The organism is Lentilactobacillus kisonensis DSM 19906 = JCM 15041 (genome assembly GCF_001434135.1).
Classification (GTDB): domain Bacteria; phylum Bacillota; class Bacilli; order Lactobacillales; family Lactobacillaceae; genus Lentilactobacillus; species Lentilactobacillus kisonensis.
This window is the reverse complement of sequence record NZ_AZEB01000002.1, coordinates 16,661-36,892: the sequence shown is the minus strand read 5'-3', so window position 1 is coordinate 36,892 and position 20,232 is coordinate 16,661. Positions and strand designations below refer to the sequence as shown.

22 protein-coding genes are annotated in these 20,232 nt (G+C 39.5%); 4 read left to right on the top strand and 18 right to left on the bottom strand.

Going from position 1 to position 20,232, the window contains the following annotated elements; all coding sequences use genetic code 11:
* Window positions 1-369: 369 nt before the first annotated feature.
* Together FC98_RS01750 and FC98_RS01745 are read right to left on the bottom strand one after the other, a co-directional pair.
* Window positions 370-1,329 (bottom strand): AEC family transporter, encoded by a 960-nt coding sequence (locus tag FC98_RS01750; protein ID WP_054655000.1) that lies wholly within the window; start codon window positions 1,327-1,329, stop codon window positions 370-372.
* A gap of 27 nt (window positions 1,330-1,356) precedes the next feature.
* The gene (locus FC98_RS01745; protein WP_008855291.1) at window positions 1,357-2,979 is read right to left on the bottom strand and encodes a malolactic enzyme; all 1,623 of its coding nucleotides are present in this window, start codon (window positions 2,977-2,979) and stop codon (window positions 1,357-1,359) included.
* Between the two features lie 109 nt (window positions 2,980-3,088).
* Between FC98_RS01745 and FC98_RS01740 the strand changes: the two genes are divergently transcribed.
* A complete protein-coding gene (locus FC98_RS01740) occupies window positions 3,089-3,997 on the top strand; it encodes a LysR family transcriptional regulator (RefSeq protein WP_056949110.1) in 909 nt (302 codons plus the stop codon).
* Window positions 3,998-4,222: 225 nt separating this feature from the next.
* Here the strand turns inward: FC98_RS01740 and FC98_RS01735 are convergent, their stop codons facing one another.
* The 5 genes from FC98_RS01735 to FC98_RS14560 all read right to left on the bottom strand — a co-directional run bounded on the left by FC98_RS01735 (window position 4,223) and on the right by FC98_RS14560 (window position 7,889).
* A complete protein-coding gene (locus FC98_RS01735) occupies window positions 4,223-5,146 on the bottom strand; it encodes an NADP-dependent oxidoreductase (protein ID WP_008855288.1) in 924 nt (307 codons plus the stop codon).
* 249 nt (window positions 5,147-5,395) lie between these two features.
* Window positions 5,396-6,346, bottom strand: a complete 951-nt coding sequence (locus FC98_RS01730; protein WP_040470583.1) for a DMT family transporter — start codon at window positions 6,344-6,346, stop codon at window positions 5,396-5,398.
* Window positions 6,347-6,587: 241 nt separating this feature from the next.
* On the bottom strand, window positions 6,588-7,025 hold the full coding sequence (locus FC98_RS01725; protein WP_040470564.1) for a GNAT family N-acetyltransferase: 438 nt from the start codon (window positions 7,023-7,025) through the stop codon (window positions 6,588-6,590).
* A gap of 1 nt (window position 7,026) precedes the next feature.
* Entirely contained in the window at window positions 7,027-7,461 is a 435-nt protein-coding gene (locus FC98_RS01720) for a MarR family winged helix-turn-helix transcriptional regulator (protein ID WP_056949109.1), read from the bottom strand.
* Window positions 7,462-7,736: 275 nt separating this feature from the next.
* Window positions 7,737-7,889, bottom strand: a complete 153-nt coding sequence (locus FC98_RS14560) for a DUF1304 family protein (RefSeq protein ID WP_008855284.1) — start codon at window positions 7,887-7,889, stop codon at window positions 7,737-7,739.
* A 416-nt stretch (window positions 7,890-8,305) separates the two neighbouring features.
* Between FC98_RS14560 and FC98_RS01715 the strand changes: the two genes are divergently transcribed.
* A complete protein-coding gene (locus FC98_RS01715) occupies window positions 8,306-8,578 on the top strand; it encodes a type II toxin-antitoxin system prevent-host-death family antitoxin (RefSeq protein WP_008855283.1) in 273 nt (90 codons plus the stop codon).
* A 713-nt stretch (window positions 8,579-9,291) separates the two neighbouring features.
* On the opposite strand, the gene FC98_RS01710 is transcribed toward FC98_RS01715, so the two are convergent.
* The 3 genes from FC98_RS01710 to FC98_RS01695 form a co-directional block, all read right to left on the bottom strand.
* Complete coding sequence (locus FC98_RS01710) at window positions 9,292-11,064, bottom strand: hypothetical protein (protein ID WP_008855282.1); 1,773 nt, start codon at window positions 11,062-11,064, stop codon at window positions 9,292-9,294.
* A gap of 389 nt (window positions 11,065-11,453) precedes the next feature.
* Window positions 11,454-13,646 (bottom strand): hypothetical protein, encoded by a 2,193-nt coding sequence (locus FC98_RS01705; protein WP_156637180.1) that lies wholly within the window; start codon window positions 13,644-13,646, stop codon window positions 11,454-11,456.
* Between the two features lie 724 nt (window positions 13,647-14,370).
* Window positions 14,371-14,940 carry a recombinase family protein gene (locus FC98_RS01695; RefSeq protein ID WP_056949106.1) on the bottom strand — a complete coding sequence of 190 codons (570 nt, stop codon included), beginning with the start codon at window positions 14,938-14,940 and terminating at the stop codon, window positions 14,371-14,373.
* A gap of 928 nt (window positions 14,941-15,868) precedes the next feature.
* Here FC98_RS01695 and FC98_RS15305 point away from each other — a divergent pair.
* Window positions 15,869-16,000 (top strand): hypothetical protein, encoded by a 132-nt coding sequence (locus FC98_RS15305; RefSeq protein WP_268872047.1) that lies wholly within the window; start codon window positions 15,869-15,871, stop codon window positions 15,998-16,000.
* 51 nt (window positions 16,001-16,051) lie between these two features.
* On the opposite strand, the gene FC98_RS01690 is transcribed toward FC98_RS15305, so the two are convergent.
* From FC98_RS01690 to FC98_RS14555, 8 genes are all read right to left on the bottom strand, one after another.
* Complete coding sequence (locus tag FC98_RS01690) at window positions 16,052-16,513, bottom strand: hypothetical protein (RefSeq protein WP_054654982.1); 462 nt, start codon at window positions 16,511-16,513, stop codon at window positions 16,052-16,054.
* A 33-nt stretch (window positions 16,514-16,546) separates the two neighbouring features.
* The gene (locus FC98_RS01685) at window positions 16,547-16,972 is read right to left on the bottom strand and encodes a hypothetical protein (protein WP_054654980.1); all 426 of its coding nucleotides are present in this window, start codon (window positions 16,970-16,972) and stop codon (window positions 16,547-16,549) included.
* A 27-nt stretch (window positions 16,973-16,999) separates the two neighbouring features.
* The gene (locus FC98_RS01680; protein WP_056949105.1) at window positions 17,000-17,452 is read right to left on the bottom strand and encodes a hypothetical protein; all 453 of its coding nucleotides are present in this window, start codon (window positions 17,450-17,452) and stop codon (window positions 17,000-17,002) included.
* 54 nt (window positions 17,453-17,506) lie between these two features.
* Window positions 17,507-17,968: a hypothetical protein gene (locus FC98_RS01675; protein WP_056949103.1), complete on the bottom strand. Its 462-nt coding sequence runs from the start codon at window positions 17,966-17,968 to the stop codon at window positions 17,507-17,509.
* Window positions 17,969-17,982: 14 nt separating this feature from the next.
* A complete protein-coding gene (locus FC98_RS01670) occupies window positions 17,983-18,483 on the bottom strand; it encodes a hypothetical protein (protein ID WP_054654974.1) in 501 nt (166 codons plus the stop codon).
* A gap of 11 nt (window positions 18,484-18,494) precedes the next feature.
* Window positions 18,495-18,785 carry a zinc ribbon domain-containing protein gene (locus tag FC98_RS01665; RefSeq protein WP_054654972.1) on the bottom strand — a complete coding sequence of 97 codons (291 nt, stop codon included), beginning with the start codon at window positions 18,783-18,785 and terminating at the stop codon, window positions 18,495-18,497.
* Window positions 18,786-18,953: 168 nt separating this feature from the next.
* Entirely contained in the window at window positions 18,954-19,418 is a 465-nt protein-coding gene (locus FC98_RS01660) for a hypothetical protein (RefSeq protein ID WP_156637178.1), read from the bottom strand.
* A 160-nt stretch (window positions 19,419-19,578) separates the two neighbouring features.
* Complete coding sequence (locus FC98_RS14555; RefSeq protein WP_156637176.1) at window positions 19,579-19,731, bottom strand: hypothetical protein; 153 nt, start codon at window positions 19,729-19,731, stop codon at window positions 19,579-19,581.
* A 144-nt stretch (window positions 19,732-19,875) separates the two neighbouring features.
* Here FC98_RS14555 and FC98_RS01655 point away from each other — a divergent pair, with 144 nt between their 5' ends.
* Entirely contained in the window at window positions 19,876-20,223 is a 348-nt protein-coding gene (locus tag FC98_RS01655) for a helix-turn-helix domain-containing protein (protein ID WP_056949099.1), read from the top strand.
* Window positions 20,224-20,232 lie beyond the last annotated feature (9 nt).

Genomic DNA, 20,232 nt, shown 5'->3' with positions numbered 1-20,232 from the left:
TGAGAATCCGCTTGTGAAAATAGTTACGTAGGTGGCTGTTTTTCAAAAGAGTGAACAATTATTTTAAATTTACTAATCATCTCCCAATTCGTAGTAGCAAACTTTCGAACACAATACCAGTGAATCCTGACCCAACCAAATCACATTACTTACCAAGTAAGTTCAAGTAATCAATAAATTTATCCAAGCAAGGCGCCTTCCCGAAATTCCGAGAAGGCGCCTTGCATGTTAACGTTCTAAATCAGCTTTTAACAAGTTGAATCATTAGTAGCGTTCATTATTTAGATCTTGCGACTGCTTCTAAAAGGTTGATACAGTACGGTAAATGATTGGATTGACGTGCCTATTCCAATTTGGTTTGTTAAAGCTTTAAATGAATCGAACAATTTCCATCAAAATCGGAATAACAATCACAAAGAGTACGGTACTAGTTGTGACAACGTTTGTTGCATATTCTACGTCACCATGAGATTGACTGACCAGAATCGGTAACACTGCTAATCCCGGGGTTGCCGATTGAATAATTAGACTGCTCGACTCCAGTGGCGCAATCGGATGACCACCCGAACGGAAAAGTACGACAATTCCAATCATGACTGCTGGTGCAATAATAAATCGCCCAATGAGTGCCATAATCGTATCCCGATCGAAGTGAATTGAACTCAGGCCAGCATCCGCTAACACGATCCCAATGTAAATGAGTGAAAGTGGCGTTACCAGATTTCCAACCATTGAGAAGGTTGAATCCACTAGCTTAGGAAGTGGTAACCCAATCAGCATCCAAATCAATGAAACAATAAAACCAATTAGTGGCGCTGGCAACAGTTTCCGCCAGTTAAATTCTTTCTTAACGGCAGTAGCGGTTGGATCATCGTTTGAGATAAAGAACACCCCAATCGCCCATGTGGAAATCGTGTTTGCCACATAGTAAATCAAGAAATATGGTAAGCTCACCTGACCGAACAACGCCAGATTTAGTGGCAGCCCAACAAAAATTGTATTTGCGTTAACAATCATATTGATAAACGTTCCTCGGCGTCCCTTACGAACTCGCAAAATTTTCATCAGTAGCCAGGCAATCAAATAACCGAGAGCAAAGCTGATAAAAACGTAGATCAGCCCGCCAGAGAGGCCTATCAACTTTTTTTTGGTTAAATTATCTAACACTGACACAAAAATTGAAAGCGGCAGTGCAACGTTCATAATCAAGAAGGAAATACTCCCCTTAAAATTGTCGTCAAACTTTTTCATTCTCCGTAATCCATATCCAAGAGCGATAACCAATATGATTTCAACCACACTTGAAATAGAAGTTAATAGTGCGTCCATGATGACCCCTTCCTTAAATCCTTGCTTTTAATATTGCGCGGTCCATTTTGTCTGCTCGATTTCCTTATCGACATCCTCGTTGGCAACGGTTGATAAGTGTCCTTTAACCGCTTGATGTGCAACTGCACTTGCGACCGTTGTTGAGAATTGGTTTAACAGATCCACTGGTGGGAGAACTGCTGCGCCGGGCTTGGTTGTATCCACAATGCCACCAAGGGAATGTGCAGCCGCACTGATCATCTCATCTGATAGCAACTTTGCATTCACCGCAATCGTTCCAAGTGCCAATCCTGGGTAAACAAGTGCGTTATTTGCTTGGCCAATTTGGTAGAAAACCCCTTTGTAGTCGACTGGCTTGCTAGGAACGCCCGTCGCAACGAGGGCCTTACCGTCTGTCCAATTAATCAGGTCTTTAGCATTGGCTTCCAACAGCTTGGTTGGATTTGAAATCGGGAAAATAATTGGTCGGTCGGTATGAGCCGCCATCTCTTGAACGATTTCTTTCGTGAAGGCACCCGAAACCGTTGATGTTCCCACCATAATTGTTGGATGAACCGCTTTAACGGCTGCCGCCAAGTTTGTAAGCTCATCAGCGTTTTCAAATTCCGACCGCTTTCTGGCAAATGGCTTCTGTTCTTGCGTCAAATCTGGCGTATCTTCGAATAAAAGCCCTTGCTTATCAACCAAATAGAAGTGCGATTTAGCTTCTTCTTCGGACAGGCCCTGTAGTCGCATCTCGTCATAAATACGTTTCACAATCCCTGCACCGGCAGTTCCGGAACCAAACGAAAGATACTTTTGGTCTGTTAATCGTTGCCCGGAAATTTGTAGGGCACCAAGAATGCCAGCTAAAACGATAATGCCAGTCCCCTGGATATCATCGTTGAAGGTTGTAATTTTGTCCTTATATTTATCCAAAATCTTTGCCGCATTGGTTCGGCCGAAGTCTTCCCAATGTAAGTAAAGGTTTGGAAAGAGTGATTCAGCTTCATTGACAAATTGGTCGATAAAATCATCATATTTTTGTCCCCGAACACGGCTATGACGATTTCCTAAATATAGTGGATCGTCAAGCAGGCTTTGCCGGTTGGTGCCATCATCAATCACAACTGGCAGAACCTGACTTGGGTCAATGCCAGCAGCAGCCGTATACACCATCAGCTTACCAACAGAAATATCAACCCCCTGGACGCCCCAATCACCAATGCCTAAAATCCCTTCAGAATCGCTAACAACGATGAGGCGAATGTCGCGGCCGTCCGCACCATTGACCAGCGCCTCTCGAATGTTCTCAGGATCATCAATTGAGAGAAAGACCGCATCCTGGGGATCCACAAAGTATCGGCTATAGTTTTCAATGGTATCGGCAATTGTCGGATCGTAAACGATTGGCATAAATTCGGCCACGTGTTGGCTAAATAAGTGAAAGAATAACGTTCTATTGGTGTTAAAAATCTGCATTAAGAAGAACCGCTTCTCTAAATCGCTCTGCTTACTTTGATATTGACCGTATACTTCATCGGCCTGCTCATCAATACTCTGGACAACGGGTGGAATTAACCCATTTAACCCAAGTTCACTGCGTTCTGCTTTCGTAAATCCAGTTCCTTTGTTTAAAAACGGATTGTTTAAAATTGCTCTTGCTTTCATTTCAATACACCTCGCATAAAAGATTTAATTAACGATACCCGTTATAAACGTTATAATGGATTATAGTCAAACATGTGTGTTTCGATAAATATTTTTTATGGAGAATATAATGCAAATCAAGGACATGGAATACTTCATTAAGCTCACGGAAGTCAGAAATTTTACTCAGGTTGCCCAGGCTTTCAAAGTTTCCCAACCAACGATCACGTACGCCGTTAAACGTCTAGAAACCGAATTAAATGCCCAGCTTGTCATTCGAAATCCGGAGCATCATAGTGTTTCGATCACCCCCGCTGGCGCGCAGTTCGTGGTTCATGCCAACAAAGTGATGATTGAACTCAAACGGGCAAGAGCGGAAATCCAAAGCCAAAAAGAGGCTAAGATTAAGTTAGGATTGCCACCGATTATTGGTAACTTTTATTTTTCAAAGTTCATTCCGCAATTAACTAAACAGGGATTGGTTAGTAAGTTAAACACAGACTCTTTTGGGTCAGAAGAAACCCTGGCTAAGCTATTAAGTGGTGACATTAATTTAGCCCTAATTGGCAGTAGTGAGCCGCTACGATCTCCCGACCTAAAATTATTCCTCCTGCGTCAAAATCCATTTACCATTATTACCGGATCTCGCAAGGACAGTATCAAGTTGCCAAAATTACTAAGCTTTTCCCAAGCTGCTGTCAATCCATTTATTGTCTTTAACGAAGGCTTTGTTCACAATAAGGCCTTCTCTTACTTCAACCTTTCAGCGGACGTTTCCCCGCAAATTATTTATAAAACCACCGATATCGGTATCCTTAAAAACATGGTTAGCCATAACGCCGGCATTGGCTTACTTACTGATTTAGCTATTGATAGCCACGACAAGCTCATCACCCATGCCATCATCGACGACAATCAGCCTTTGTTCAATATTTACCTTGCCTACCGTCGAAATTACCAATTATCTATAGATGAAAAGAAATTTGTGAAGTTGTTTCAGTCACATGTTTTACGCAATAAAAAGGCCCCCGGTTTTTGATACCAACTTGAATGACAGCTAAGTGCAGAAAAAATCAGTTTATTATCTGGTAAGTGATGACTTAGTTCTGGATCGTCTTCCTGACGTCACGACATCGGCTTTCCCTCTCAAACTTACAATCATTGGCACTAAAAAACGTTAGGTTCTGTACCCACCAATCAATTTGAGGGTTGCAGCGCCTAACGTTTTTTTAATTTACATTCATAATTCAATTAGTAACTACTATCAATCAGCTTCTTGGGTAACGATTATCCGCCCATCATGTTGTTTGCTCAACAATTGATGACCTTGAATCACCCCTGCGATCGAAAACGGCAGCTGATAGCCAATTCTGATTGAAACTTTCTTTTCAGCCATCAATTGCAATAAGGTCGTTAATGCCTTAGCGTCTGAAACAGCTTTGGTTGGGCCAATTGACTTGAACTGGAATGGTTTGTCAGAAAGGGGCTCATCACCACCAACACTGACAACAATGCCATTGTCTTTGACAATTTGAGCATCGCTGTCACTGCCGGCCCCATTAATAGCAGAATTAATCACAACGTCTGCTCGATTGGCGAGGACTAGTGCTGGATCCTGCTTATTATAAGCAACATATTCAGCTATCCCCAGCGATTTAACGTAAGCCTCATTTCGACTCGCGCCAATGCCGATCACGTTAGCGCCCAAGTTCAAAGCCAGTTGAGCAGCTAAAGAGCCAACCCCACCGGATGCACCCTTGACAACCACCGTTTGGCCCTTTTTGACCTCACCAAAATAATAGACGGCCTTATAAGCGGTAATCCCGGGCGTCACAATCCCTGCAGCTTCCGCAAACGTCACACCTTCAGGAATTTTGACGGTTCGGGCTGCCGTCGCATAGGCATATTCAGCGTATGAGCCGTGTCCATGAGCAACCACCCGATCGCCAACTTTAAAATCCGTAACGTTTTTGCCAAGTTTAGCAACCGTCCCGGCAACATCCCGGCCCGGAATAACGCGGTGAGTTGCTGGTTTCCACTCACCTGCCCGCATTGACTTTTCAAAGTTATTCAGATTAAAAGCCTCGGTCTTGATCAAAATTTGATCATCCGAGATTTCAGGGGTTGGCACGTCATATTCTTCAAAGACGTCCGCATCCCCATTATGATCGTATCCAAATGCTTTCATGTTGAGTCACTCCTATTCTAAAAGTGAGCAGAGCAAAGCGTTTAGGGATCGGAGTGTAAGTCTCCTATACCGGAAATCCCCGGTTCTGGGATTTTGGGTATAGGTGCTTACATGGAGATCCCTGCTTTGCGCAGCTGTCCTAGTAATTGATTAAATTGTAAGGGTTATCTTTTCCATTAGCAATCAAACGGCTTGGATATGTTCTCCAGCATCAAACAGGTAAAGCCACCACCATCGTCCCGCCGTTAGCTAGGCCATCTTAATCAATCCAACCCCAATTAACATTAAGACAATGCCAAGGACTTGGGCGGGTACCATGTGCTGTCTGATTGACTGCCACCAGCCAAACTGTTGCACTAAGATTGAGCCAATAATTTGACCGATTAAGCCCATCATAATGGTCAGGCCCGTCCCAATCTGAGGCACCGTAACGACGGTAACAAATAGAAATAAGCTCCCCAAAATACCGCCGAACCAGTCCCACGGTCGCGTGGCTTTGAGTTCGTTAACCGTTGGCAGCCGCTTATCGATTATCAAAGCAACAATGATAATTAAAAATGTGCCAATCAGAAATGACATGAACGCTGCTTGACTGGTTGACTGTAACAACGTACCTAGATGACCATTGATCGCCTGTTGCATCGCGGCAAAGATCCCCACAATGACTCCCCAAATCTGCCAACCAATCACAACTGACTGTTGATTCCTGTGGGTAACCGTTGAATCAAACGTCCTAACATCCCGATTTCTAAAACTGGGTAAAACGACCGCGACAACAACCCCAACGACTAAAATAAGGATGCCAATCAATCGCCAAGGTGTCATCGCAACTTTGGCCGCACCAAACCAACCAAATAAGTCAATGATGGATCCCATCACAATTTGTCCAAGAATCGGCAAGATCGTCGTTTGAATTGCGCCAATTTTAGGAAACAACAAAATATTAGAGGTCAAATAAATGACCCCTAAAGCCCCTCCAAGCCAAACCCAAACTGGCTGTGTTTGAATAAAACCAATGCTTGGAATTAGCCGTCCACTCATTGCCAATGATAATACCGCCAGAAATAGCGTGCCGACAACGAAGGAGATGGAACCAGCAATAAACGGTGACTTAACAATCCGGCTCAAATCGGTATTAATGGGACTCTGGTTTGACAGCAGGAACCCCGCGATTAACGCAATTAACATGAATATTAGTATGACGATCACCCTCACAACAATTGTATATTAAAAATTAGTATCACTTATCACCTAGAAATAAAAGCAGCCACCTATTCAGTTCAACTGAACGTTAGCTGTTTGAGATCGCTATTCTCAAAATGAATGAGTCATTAAATTGAATTACAATAATTGATTGTATTGTACACCTGTTGTTGGAAACAGGGCCAATGGCGGCAAACAAAAAGCAGGATATTTAAACTAACAGTCATATTCAATTGCCTTACATTGCCTGATGCACCATCTTGATATGTGGCGTTGATTCAAATGTAAAAACATTACCAATCGGCTTGAACAAAAACTTTTCGTAAAAGCCCTTCACCTGCGCCTGTGATTCGATTTCAACCCGCAATCCTGGATAATCATTGCGAATGACGGCGATAATGTTTTCCATCAATTCATTTCCCAATCCCTGGCCACGATAATCTTTTCGGGTAACAACCCGCCCAAATGTGACATGGTCATGATCTTGAAAGACCCTTGCATACGCGATAATTTCATCGTTCGCATCCGTCTTAAACACATGGATCGCCTTCAGATCATTTTTATCAACCTCTTGGTAAATCCGTTTTTGACTAACGACAAACACAGACGTTCGAAGTTCATATATTCGAAATATCTCAGTGTTCGTTAATTCATTGAATCTTTTAGCATGCCACATCTTACTTACCCCCATTAAATAGTAATTGATTAATTGTTACCACAGCTTTATAAAACTCCTGCTTTTGATCAACGTCTAAGCCAGAGAGTAGCTTCTCAATCTGGTCATCTGACTTGGTATCTAGTTCTTTACATAATTTAATTCCCTGAGCAGTCAAGTTCAAAACATTCGAACGGTGATCTTGCTGGGAAATTGTCTTATTAACCAGCTTTTTTCTCAATAGATGGTTAATTAAGCGGCTTGTGTAGCTCTTGTCAATATTCAAAAAAAGGGCAACGGCATTCATTGTTGTGAGCCGTTCAGTTCTCATTGTTAACAAAATTCTGGCTTCTGGCCAGCTAAGATCGATATTGAAAACATTTTTATTCAGGATCCCCAGAATTTCAGTATATTCTCGGTTGAAATACCGGATAGTGGCCAATTCATTAGGTTTCAAAAAACACGCTCCTCTCCGATGATTGTGAAAATTCTACTGCTTTTAGTGGCTTTTGTCCACTATTTATTGAAATGGCTGTTCTATATCAACCGTACTTATAGCATTTACTTCAGCTGGTACATTCATTAGAAGATATAAAAAAGGAATTTATGAATCGATGAGTTACGGCCCAAACCTTTATGATGATACAAGAAACGATATTCAGTTGATAACAGCTTATTTAGACGATAAATTTGACAGTTCTATCAGTAACACAGTGCTATCGGGGCATTTGATCAGCTTGAAAACTTACGAGACTTTACAAAGGTCGGCAAGCTGAAAGCCTTTTGAGCTAAACTAGTTTGACTTCCAAACATCTCTAAAATCATAATTCCCAACGCCTCAAGGGCCACTAATACGATGAAAATATCCGTTATCACTTTTAACATAACTTCACCTTGCTTTTCCCCTAGTATAAACCAGTAAGCCGCCAGCCCCTCTGCGACTCCTCTTCCAAATCGAATTCAATTCACCTAAAGGTTGATATTAACTTCATTTCGTTTTAAAAAATATTTATGATAGATTTTCCGAGATTAATCTAAAAACATCCGCTTTCATACATTACCAATCGCTCACTTTACCATTTTGCAACCTGATATTTTACTTTTTTGAAGGGTAAATTTGACTATTTTATAAGTTAATTCTATCGTCGCATAAAATATTTGGTAAATCTCAATTAAACTTTGCTTTCTGTCTATCAATCCTAAGACAATGGGTTCTGATCGCGATAGTTTAATAGGAACAAATAAGGACTTGTTGCAAATTTGCAGCAGCAATCGTATCCTTTTGCTAGGAGGAGGGGCGAATGAAAATACCAAATTCCAGAATTAAAAACATTAAACCAATTTCTGAATTGCGTTCCTACAATAAGCTTTTAGACGAAGTAACCCCTGAAAATCCTGTCATTCTCACTAAAAATGGCTACGGTAAGTATGCAATTATCGACATTGCGGAGTATGAGAAGTACGAGCGAACTCAAATGGCTGACGAGCTGGCCCAAATTCAATTTGTTAACGATGCTCGTAAAGGTGATTTACATTCGTTAGAAGATGTTAAACGGGAAATCATAAATCGATGAGTTACGGACTAAGCCTTTATGAGATGATACAAGAAACCAAACCATGTCCAGTCAATAGCAGCTTATTTAGACGATAATTTGACTGGTCTATCAATGATAGGGTGTTATTAGGAATACTTGATCAGTTTGAGAGCTTACAAAGAGTGGGATATAGTATTCGAATATCCATTCAAGAACAAAAAGCCACTTTCATTGAAGTGACTTTCTTACCAACCTTGATTCAATTCATCTATGTATCGTTCTCCAAATGTTAAACTGGGATCATGAATCCCACCTTAAAGCCTACAAATAACAGTATGGGTCTATAAACATTGGAACAACGATCATGGATAGTCAGTATAAATCTTGTGTTTTGAACCAACTTTCAAGAACTCGTTATGACTTAAAAATACAGGCAAATTTGTTAGATCAGTCAGTTAGATCTCTAACTGGCTTTTTCTTACCAGAAGCTGTTACAGAAGTGACTAAACAGTTTTTTTCATTAAAAGTAAACTTCCTTTTACAATATTTTCAAAGACATCTCTTAAAGTCTTTAGTTTACGTATTTGAACATTATCTCCTCAATAAGTTCAATACATCTCAATATTATTAACCAACATTCCGATATTAAATCAACTGAAAACTTCATGTAATTACAGAATAATACATAACACAAAGCACCATCATCTCACTAATATTAGCCTTACAATCAGGGGGAAACTAAACATGCTACTTTATAACTGCTTACGTAAGGATGGATCCAAAAGATTCGTTATTGGGTAACTTAATAATGTCTGTTGTTCCTTTGATGGGATATCGTTCCATAATTGTAGCAAATCGTCGTTGGAATATTGAAGGAGAACACCTGCTCCAAATTTTTCCTCAGAATACTTACTTCCTATCAGTCCAAATAATTTAGACTGAATATCACCAGGCAACTTACAATTTTTTCTAAAAAGAGTTTGTACATAATTTAACCATACTAAACTATCGCTATACTTAGACTGAAGAATTAATTTATAGCAAGAGATGGACGTATTTAAAAAAGTTTTACGATGAGTTCTATCGAATGCAAAAATTAACTTGATACAATAGCTGTCGGCAAATTCCACTTCCCTTTTTGAATGAAAGCCATGAGTTTTGTACCAGTCAATAATTAATTGGCCATTAAAATCCCCCACTAAAGGAATGTTTTGATCTGCATAAGTATAAGGATTTATAAAGAAACTGCCCTTTCTTTTATACTCTACATTCAAAAAAGCTGCCGTGCTCTTCTGAAACAAACTTTGAAATACAAATCTATGCTTTGGATTTCCTGGCGATACAACAATATAATAATCTTTGCCAAAAAACTGACTTTTATAAAGGCCAGCCCGTTGAATTTCATTACCGTTTAAATAGCCACGGAACAAATTAAAAAGTCGACTTTTTTCCTCTTCAGTACCCTGATGTTCTATCTCATAGTATGGAATATGTGTTGAGTCTTCAAATCCAGAAATAGTTTGTAAAGATTGATAAATTTTTTTCAGTCTCGCTTCAAATTGGTTATTCGAATGCTTGGAATTAGACTCAAATGATACCTCTTTATCATCAATTAAAAAGGAGTCACTATTCAAAAGCTTTAAAACCATTATTACATTGTTTAGTTGTTCATCTAAGTTCGGAGCATCCTTTAAATCAAGATGAACAACATTGGAATCTTTAATAAAAATAAGTTTGATACACCCGGAGTTGCCCACCCTAAGAATCAGTTTGTCATCGTAAACTTCTAATTTAGAAATGATAGCTTGTTTCTGCCCGGGAAATTGTACAGACACTTTTTTAGAATGAAATATCTCAATTTTTTCTGGTGATACAACTCCCACTGGTACATGCATATTATCAACATTTTTATAAAGAACAACATCAGTGGTGCGTAATGTTTCTTCGAGACTCTCATTTGAGAAAACTTTAATTCCAATCGAACCAGAATCCATTTGTTTTGGATTTTCATCTTTATTCCACAAAACTAATGGTTGTTGGTCACTAATTTGAGTCAACGACCTCAGCAATAAATTATTTGCTTCATTGTCATCTTCTGGGAATGGTAGAAACTGAAATAACTTTTTTTGCTTACCATGCATGTTTTTCAAATACCTATCAATCAAGAGTGGTGATAATTCTCTAAAACAAATATCTCCTGTTACACCATCATCATTCAAATAAACAACAAAAAATAACAAGCCACCATTTCTTTTTATTGAATTTAAACCAACCGTAGTTAATGGAAATTTTTTAGATTTCTTATTTTTTTGATTACGCGTCCCTTTTATCTGTACTTCAATTTTCCCAAAAAAGTCGGATTTTTTAAATTCTTTTCCCATGCTAGATGTATATAAAGCAATAAATCCATCACTTATTGGAGTTTTATCATTAACATTAAAACCAGTGTCAACGTGTAATCTAGCCAATCGAGCTTTTAGAATATTAATCGCCGACTCTTCTGTTTGCTTTGTATTAAGCTTCAATTTAATCTCTCCTCGCAGTTTCTAATAAGATAGTTCTTATGACTACAAATAAGCGATCACCCGATTGAATCAAAAGCCTTAAGTGGTCAGCAAAAAGCCGCTGATCTCTCAGCGACTTTCCTTGTTAAACTCGGTTTACTGCACCTATGCGTCCCCCGAGAGTCGAACTCGGATCATGAGGACCGAAATCTCATCCAAGCCCTTAAATAGCAACCGTGACCATCAGAATCACTGTTACAAAGGCGGTAAGGGGCAACGCAACTTTTTATACTTTGAAGCAATTTGCAAGAACTCGTCATGATTCTCGTCATGATTTTTAAAAATTTAGGAGAATTAGCTAAGTCAGTCAGTTAGGTTGCTAACTGGCTTTTTTTCGTGCCCAAAAGTTTTTAGGCAACAATCTCATCTCTCACAAACGGAGCCAAGACTTTTGAAATCTTACCTAAAGATAGCCAATTAATTTCTCGTCTAGAAATGTCTTCTTCGGAGTACTTGTTAATATATCCCTTCAAGGTTTTTCCTGTTTGAAGCTTAACATCTTGACTATCAACAACCGAGTCGCGATATTCCTCAACTTGTCTAAGAAAATCAGTGACATCATCCTTATCCGCTTTCACATAAGCCAGAAACTTGGTAGCCTCAATAAATTCATCTTTAAGTGTTATTGAAGACTTTAACTTTATTCCCTTGTTCATGGCATTGTCCATCGTCAGCAAAAATAAATTAGCGTCCAGTAAATCATAAATAAAGTAACGCTTAAGAAGCTTGTTGGCATTTTCCTTGTAAGTATTTTGTTCCTGAAGTGTTTTAAAAGGAGCAGTAACGAAGTATCCTAATTTGCCATTTTTGACAAATCCCGTTGGCTTATTTGACCAATCGTAAGATAGTTTAGCTTCCGTTTCCATTACCATTTTTTCCTCACTCTGAAGCTTTTTTACTTTTGAATCTCGCTTACGCTCAGCAAAGGTTGGAAACCGTCTCTGGGTACTTATATAGGTCAACTGGTGCTTATGTAAAGCTTCTAATATTTCACCGGGTGTCGTATTGCTTATGGATGACATTGCATGAATCGTTCCATCTTCTGTCCCATTTAATCTAGTTCTTAAATTAAATCCCTCAGTTTCAGAAGTTCCTTTGAATTCGAACCACGTATTGTTAAGAAACTCTTTAGTAACCATCTGATAAATTGGAGAAGCAAGTTCTGAAAAGTTTGATTCTAGGCGAATATCATCAATACAATTCTTGGAACTTACAAGAATGCCATCGGTAGTAATGTTTAAAAGATGAAACGGCTGAACTTTCTTTAAAGCTTGAACCAATAGAAAAACATGCCATCTTGTAATTGCGGTGTACTGAGATGCAACAAAGGGGTCACTAATTGAAGACAGAAAGCGTTGTTTGTTCGAACTAGACAGCCCATCACCATGAATTCCTTGAGCAGTTTTCCCGTAAATAGAATTACCTGCTTCCTTCCAAAGTAACTTTTCAACATCATTATCAGCTTTCATTCGCTTTTGCAAGAATATGTCTTGCGCGATTCCACAATGATTAAGAGCATCAAAGTACATTCCTCGGTCTGTTGAAAGCTTGCGCTGAGAAACGATAGTTGCCTCAGTAATCTCCATTTTCGCTCCCATATTATAAGCAATCCAAAAATCAGTAAGCGTCATAATAATGTTGGGTTCTTTTTGAACAAAGTGTGGGCCATCATCATCTGGAGAATATGATGCAAGCGGGATAAAATCACTATCACGAGACCACATTACACTCAATTGGCAAGTCCCCACTGTATAAGCTCCATTTACCTTCTCCATAGCTTTTACTAATTCAGCGGGAGTGGGCATCGTTAATTTTTGGCCAACTTCTGAATATGTTAACCTAGGAATTAAATGACCACCAACGTTATAAGCCGATTTCAAGTCAATATCAGTTAGTACCCCCTCGCAAAAGGTGCCAGAACGATATGCAACATTGATACCTCCGCGGAAGCTCTGAATAGCTGTGTAAAAGCCAGTGTTAGTTCTCAATGGTTGTACATTGCTAATCATTCTCCGACTTGGAATATTGGAGCTGATATACCCCCTCAGCTCTTCAGTTGTTGCTCTTGAATCTTTTCGTTCCAAAGATTCAACAAACTTTGTAGCAAAACTGGCAATTGTAATTGGTAACTGATGCTTCTTGGCACCCTTCAATTGCAGATTTGACATCACAATGTTAGTGTAACAAGCTAGCACCTTTGTCTCGTAGTAAGGAACCGTAGTGGGGATATTAAACAAGTCACCTAGTTGTCTTAACGTTGTCTTGGCCGGGGCTAATTTAATTACATCCCTGAAAAGGACCTTTGCATAACAACAATTACGGGCCCTATCATTAAAACGAATCCAGATATTGTCAAAGCTAGAAAATTGATGTCCCGAACTAACCACCTTAGTATCAGCATACGAGCGATTGAAGTCCTTCAGAGCGGACAGAACTTGTTGCCCAGAAAAGGTAACGAGAGTAAGGCCCAGCCCCTTGGACTTCTGATGCCTGCTAAAAGGCACATTAGTCTCATCTGCAAATTTAAAAATCTCATCAAACACGTCAATTAAATGTGGCGACTTGCGCTGAACACATCGGTTGGTAATGTGCTTACCGTTTACTAGCGTGAGACTAAACGTAATTTCACCGGCAGCACCCAGTACACCTTTATCGCTAAGAGACCCATCCACACTCAGGAAAGCAAAGATTTGCCCGTCCGGAAAGCCACCCAAAAGTTTCGTCAGATTACTCGTTGCAATCATTTTCGTCATCACCTTAATCTTAGTCTACGATAAGTTAAAAATTATCGTTAAAGTAACACTACAACGTTTGCAAGAATAAGTCAAGCCTTATTTACAAAGAACAACGAGCTAATACAAATTTCGTAACTAGCCAGGGGCTTCCCAGCTTACTCTAGCAACGGATGCAGGTGTTCCACAAACTAGTATTAATGGGAAGAATCCCCAGCACTTGCTGTCTTTATCTCTACCCTGACCTGTGATGCCCCCTGCCTTCCTAATTAATCATGCTTGTCAGGCTCAACCCACATGCAGACGGCTAAGAAGTACAGGAAGCAACTGGTTCCGGTACCGACAAGTAACTCGGCTATAGTGTCCATGATTACCAGGAGGACGAACTTCCAAACATGCAGGACTATCCAGATTACTAGAAGCCATGACCCAATGGTCTTCCAATTAGAATTAAAGAAATTGAATTTAATTTTGGGCTCGGAGATTGACTGGGAGTGGTACTTTTGCATTCGGGTCATACACTTAGATTCCCTTCTTAAGAGTTCTCGATTTGTTTTTTAACCCGTTGTATCGTTGATATCGATACATTAAAGGCTTTACTCGTGTCCTTATAAGTGTGGTCGCTTAAGTAAGCGTAAATCGCCTTATATTGTTCCGTAATGACTCTTTTAGGACGTCCCTCGTGGTAATTGGCCTTATGTGTTCTTGCGTATTCCTTACCTGCTTGAGTCCGCTCGACAATCATATCTCTTTCCATCTCGGAAACTGATAATAATGTCCGAGTAATCATCCAGCCCATGGGTGTATCTTCAATCGTCCCCAGGTTTAACACTTTGATGGTCACCTGATTTTTCAACATGAGCTTGATGATACCCAAGGCTTCACCAGTATTTCGAGCGAACCGGTCCAGTTTGGTAACCACAATAGTGTCGTTCTTTTTCACTAAATTTAGCAACTGATTAAACCGCGGTCTGTTGGTGGTCATCCCCGTGAATTTCTCTGAATAAATGTTGTTAGGTTTGACCCCTGCATCTTTGAGCTCGTTAATTTGCTCATTCAAATCTTGTCCTCTAGTTGACACCCTAGCATAACCAAATGTCGTCATTTATTATCGCTTACTTTCTGAGCAAAGTTTATGAACATCTCATAACCTTATGATAACGCTATCGGCGTGCGTATTCAACAACTATTAAGTTTAAGAACAAATCAATTTTGTTCTTCACTAATGCTGTTAGTAATTCGTCTCCAACTTGGTTCTCCGCATAATTGTTTAAAAAGCTTACAAGTTTCACCCCCTGCCCCCGCTTCGAACACCATACTCCAAAATAGGTACTCCCCAGAAAAAATGTCACTCTAGGATGTCACCAATTTCATTCGAAAACCACCAATCCGATTCTTTTAGGTTGAATGAATTGGAATCCAATGTTTACTACGTTGAGCGTGTTCAACTTATGCCACGTTCAAGATAGTGACACAATGTCACTTTATACAACTACTTCGCCACTTAGGATTTTCTTTTGAAAATCGTTTTCTTCTATAATTTAGTTAGGAACTAAAAACTACTATATGGAAGAAGTTGTGTCTCAATGAAGATAACAGTAATTGGAAAACTACGAGTAGTTAAAAAGATGGAGAGAGCCATGCAAAGAAAACTATTTCAACAATTTACCCATGGTGAGATTAGTGCCGTTGACTTAACTAACAAGTTGGCACGGACAGAATATCTTCTTAACGAAATGAGGAAACGACAATCCTAATAGCCGAATGATTGATGTCAAATCCGTACTACCTGAAAAAAATGAGCATTTATCATCCGCGTTTACGAATTCTCCCCCGTAAACGGACATTATTGAGCTTAGAACAGGACTGTAAAGCAAACTGATTAATAGCCTGAGAGTTTTTATCTTGTAATCACAATCAGTGTAAAATAGAGGTATAGAGCAATTTGAGTTGAATAATAATTGCTTCAAAATCTAATTAAGAAAGCGTGATGTCCAACATGATTCATTCCATAACAAGGGTGGTGAAGCCACATGACGGAAAAAGAAATCAGGAAACAAGCAAAACGACTACTATTAACGGAATACATTAATGGCGAGATAGAAGTTACTGACTTGGGCTACATGCTTAGACAAGTTGATGCTTCAACAACTCCAGAAAGATAGCCAAATTAAAAGGAGTGTCCTCAACTGGTCGCTCCTTTGTTTGTTATTCAGTTAGTAATACATGAATCTAGCTTGGTATGGAATCCTGCTCCTGAAAGCGTATGTATCATTGATTCCAAAGCCTGCCCCACCAGCCGAAGCCAAACACTTGTGACCTCGCTTGTGGATGACTCGCCAATATCCAGGCACCATAGAAGCCCTTGAATGGCTCGAATAATCTGACGTTGGTGCCGTAAACTTGTGGCCTGAGACGTACACGCAATTCTTACGGATGTGAGACCCGTCAAAAGCCTTGCTGGTAATAATCGCCTTCCAGTGACCTTCAACAATTCGATGCCGGTAAATCTTAATCTTGTTGTAATTATGATGATGCGGGTTATATTCGTACCAAACTCCACGGGCAAACTTAGGGAATACGGTTTGGTAATGTGAGGCACTTGCTTGCTGAGTTCCAAAGCCAAGACCAATTACTAGGCCAAAAATCATCATAATCATTACAGCTAACTTTTTCATGTCATTGCTCCTTCAAGATAAACCTTTATTTAATCAGCGGTAATAGCTTTCCGCAAGATTAGAGCCCTTTATCACAATATGATTATGAGCTTTCCATTTAATCCAAACAGTACTTTTAAGCGTACCGTATGAAGTACCCTTAAATTTATACAAATGATGTCCCAGGTACTTGTAATGTGCATGAAAGGCCAGCACAGAGCCAACATCCGTTGGCCCATTTAGTACGTGGTCTTTAGAGCTAAGAGTGTACTTCGTAATATATGTAGTGTCTACTCTGTAGCCAGCAAAACGCCCTGAGCCAAAGTGTTTAGGCCTCGTTTTCCAAGTTCCTCTCAATGCGCTAGGAGTCCCTTTATGCCAGCTTGAAGCGCTCACTTGTTGATTACCAAAACCAAGACCAATCATTGCCAGTCCTAATGCTGCTGCTAGTGTTGCTATTCCTGTCTTAAGTCCTCTCATAACAAACCCTCCAGATGGTTAATTACTTTAATAAATCCGAGTCATTTTTTCTAGCTTGCTAACATAATGTCCACCAGAAAAGTGTTCACCTGCATTTGCATAAATTACGTGTCCATTGACTCTTGTAACTTTAACGAGTGGATTTGCTTCCAATGATTTTTGGTACTTGCCTTCAATCAGATATATGTGACCGCTATGCTTGTAACGACAACCTTTCAAATGTACTCCATACTGGTAACCGTAAAATTTTATTTGAGTTCGATAAGTCTTAAATCCCTCGTAACGATGAGCATTTCCATTCTCAACACACCGATTACCAAGTTTCACATATTTTGGCGACAACTTAGTTCGGTAAAATGTATTCCGTAAAAATCCCGGAGTCCCTTTATGCCAGACTGAAGCATTAGCAGTTGTGCTAGTAATCCCCAATCCAAATCCTGCAGTCAATAAAGCTGTTGCAATAATTGTTTTAATCTTCATTTGATTACCTCTCAACAATAATTAGTCTAAGTTCCATCTGCAAAGCTTGACAACCTACCATTTCAAATCTCCTGAAATATGATAAACCTTTGTCGGTTTAAAATGGGTTAAAACATAAAACGTATGACCTTGTTGCGGAGCTTGAAGCAATACATGGCGACGTTTACCATTAATCCTTAAGTGTGCAGAAATAAACGTTGGTGCGTCTCCCACGCCCACTGTATGAGTGATAATTGTATGGTACTGTCCACCTTTAAAGCGAAACTTTGATTTGTGGGTCATAACATGGAAGTCTCCCTCACGTGCAACAACAGTCTTCGAATCACCTTGCTTTACAGTTCCATTATGGGAAAATAATTTTGTTCTGATAGTTAACGAGTGATTATAGTAAGCCTTTTGATACCAAGTCCCGCGAATGCTCTTTGGTACAGTTGCTGCATTAGCAGTTGTACTAGTAATTCCCAAGCCAAATCCTGCAGTCAATAAAGCAGTTGCAACCACTTTTCTAATTTTCATCTAATTGTCCTCCGTCATGGCATCGTATTAAAGTCCATTCCAAAACCACTAGTCAAATCATTAATGTTATAGGCGGCATCCTCAACGGCAAACTTCGACATGTTATTAATACTGTCTCGTGATAACCCCTGCGTATAAGTTTCGCCATCACTTCCAGGTTTAACTTCTGTAGCATGAACCCAATTCAAATTATTAGATAAATCAACGATTTCAACCAAGTAAACATAATGGTTATCATATTTAAAAACATAATTTCCATGTTTCTTATTCTTTAAGACAAATACTCTGTTCGCTGAATCATCAACTGTTCCATTCTGATTAGCCTCGTTAATTCCGGCAACCATAACATCCGCCTTAATCTCATGGTGATTATCATGCTTAATACTATAAGCCAACACTGAATCGCCACTCTTTAGACCTTGCGGTACCCATGGTCGTTCCTTGATAATAAAGAAAGCCCCAATCAGGGCAATAACAAGAACCGCGCTCCATTCCTTGCTAGGATTCCTAAACATTGCTTACCTCCTCATTTCTTGAATTGATGGCCGCATTGAGGACACCAATTAGCATCTGGACTCACCTTGGCATTACATTCTGGACAAACTTTCTTTTCCTTACCATTTTCAATAATTGAGACTGACTTGGGCTTGTTCCCAGAAGACTCAACATTCTCATGTGAAGAATCGTCTTTGCTCCCAAAGAGAAAGTCCAACACCGCAAAACAAACTGCTCCTATAACCATACCCATTAGTCCGAACGGCACACGGAAAATCATTAGAATAACCCAAACAATTCCAAACTTAAGCCAATTGTTCATGGCAAGCGCTCCTCTTTGTTGAAATTGGCTTTATCTTCCAATCAATTCAACTAATAATTAAATCTGAGCCGATTAAAAAGCTCAAAATCATAACCCAGTGATAATCCAATGTATCATTAAGACCCCTCCGATTTTACGAATGAATGTCAGCATTGCTACCTTAACTCATTAATTAAAGTTGATTTGTTGAAGTGTTTTGTAATTTAAGCTATTTTCAACGGAATCAGTATCAATTTCTTTGAGGTTCGACACCATCTTTTGTTTCTCATAACCCGGGATTTTTTGAGCCGTTGTATCAATTACATATTTATAATACTTTTGATTATCCATATCGTTTTTCCAAGTAACCTTGTATAAATAAAACCAGTGTGTAGCATTATCATCCAGTTGCATCTTAAACGTTGTAGAATTGTTATCTGTATTTCCAAGTAAATAAACCTTAACGTCTGTTGCGCCTGTACCACCAAAAGCATCGAAAACATCTTCTTTATCGCTTGCGGCTGAAACGGCCGATTTAACTCCTGAAAATGTTTCGGTAGGGCTTGACTCGGTGGAATTGTTACCACAGCCAGCTAATCCGGTTACCAGGACAATTAATGTTAAAACTACAAGCAATGTTCTATGATTCTTCATTCCTAACACCTCAGTATAATTTATGTATTTTGTAATCCTCACTTTGTTATCCGTAAAAGCCATCATACAGACACTTCCGTGTTTCATCTCAACTGCATTAATTCTGCATTCAGGAACCAGTCTTTGCATTTGTGATTATTGCAGGTACATTCTTCCCGTTCTATTTAGACTTCTCTTCTGTACCATAGATGGCAGTCAATAGTCCATAAACAATAGCGCCTAGAATTATGCCTCCAAAGAATCCTACAGGAAGAACGAAGTAACTTAATGCGCCAGTAAGAAAAACAATCCATGTCTTTTTGCCTTCACTCATTATGGTCATCCTCTTTCCTCATCATATTAAAGTAACCCACATGTTAGCCTTACCTTATATTCTAGTCCAGCTAGTTCCGCTTGACAATAGTCACTTCTGGATTTTTCTTAAATCCTTTAGGCTCAGTTATTGAGGTGATTTTAAATGACGGAGAATTTAGATATAGGCAAGTTAATCAAAGAAAGACGGAAGCAACTGCACATTACACAAGACACATTGGCAGAGTTGAGCGGCCTATCTGTCAATTACCTATCGAAGCTTGAGAATGGTAGTCGTCAAAACATTAGCGTTGACACCCTTTTAAAACTTGCACAAGCGTTTGGAACAACCGCAAGTGATTTTTTAGCTGGGACAAATTCCAAAAGTAGTTTGGAATCGACATTAACTAGTCACGAACGATTGCTAATCAACAAGTTAAATGAGATAAGCCCTGATAAAAGGGATGTATTAGCGCAAAGAATGCTTGATATTATTGAACTTCTCACCAAATGAAAAGGGATT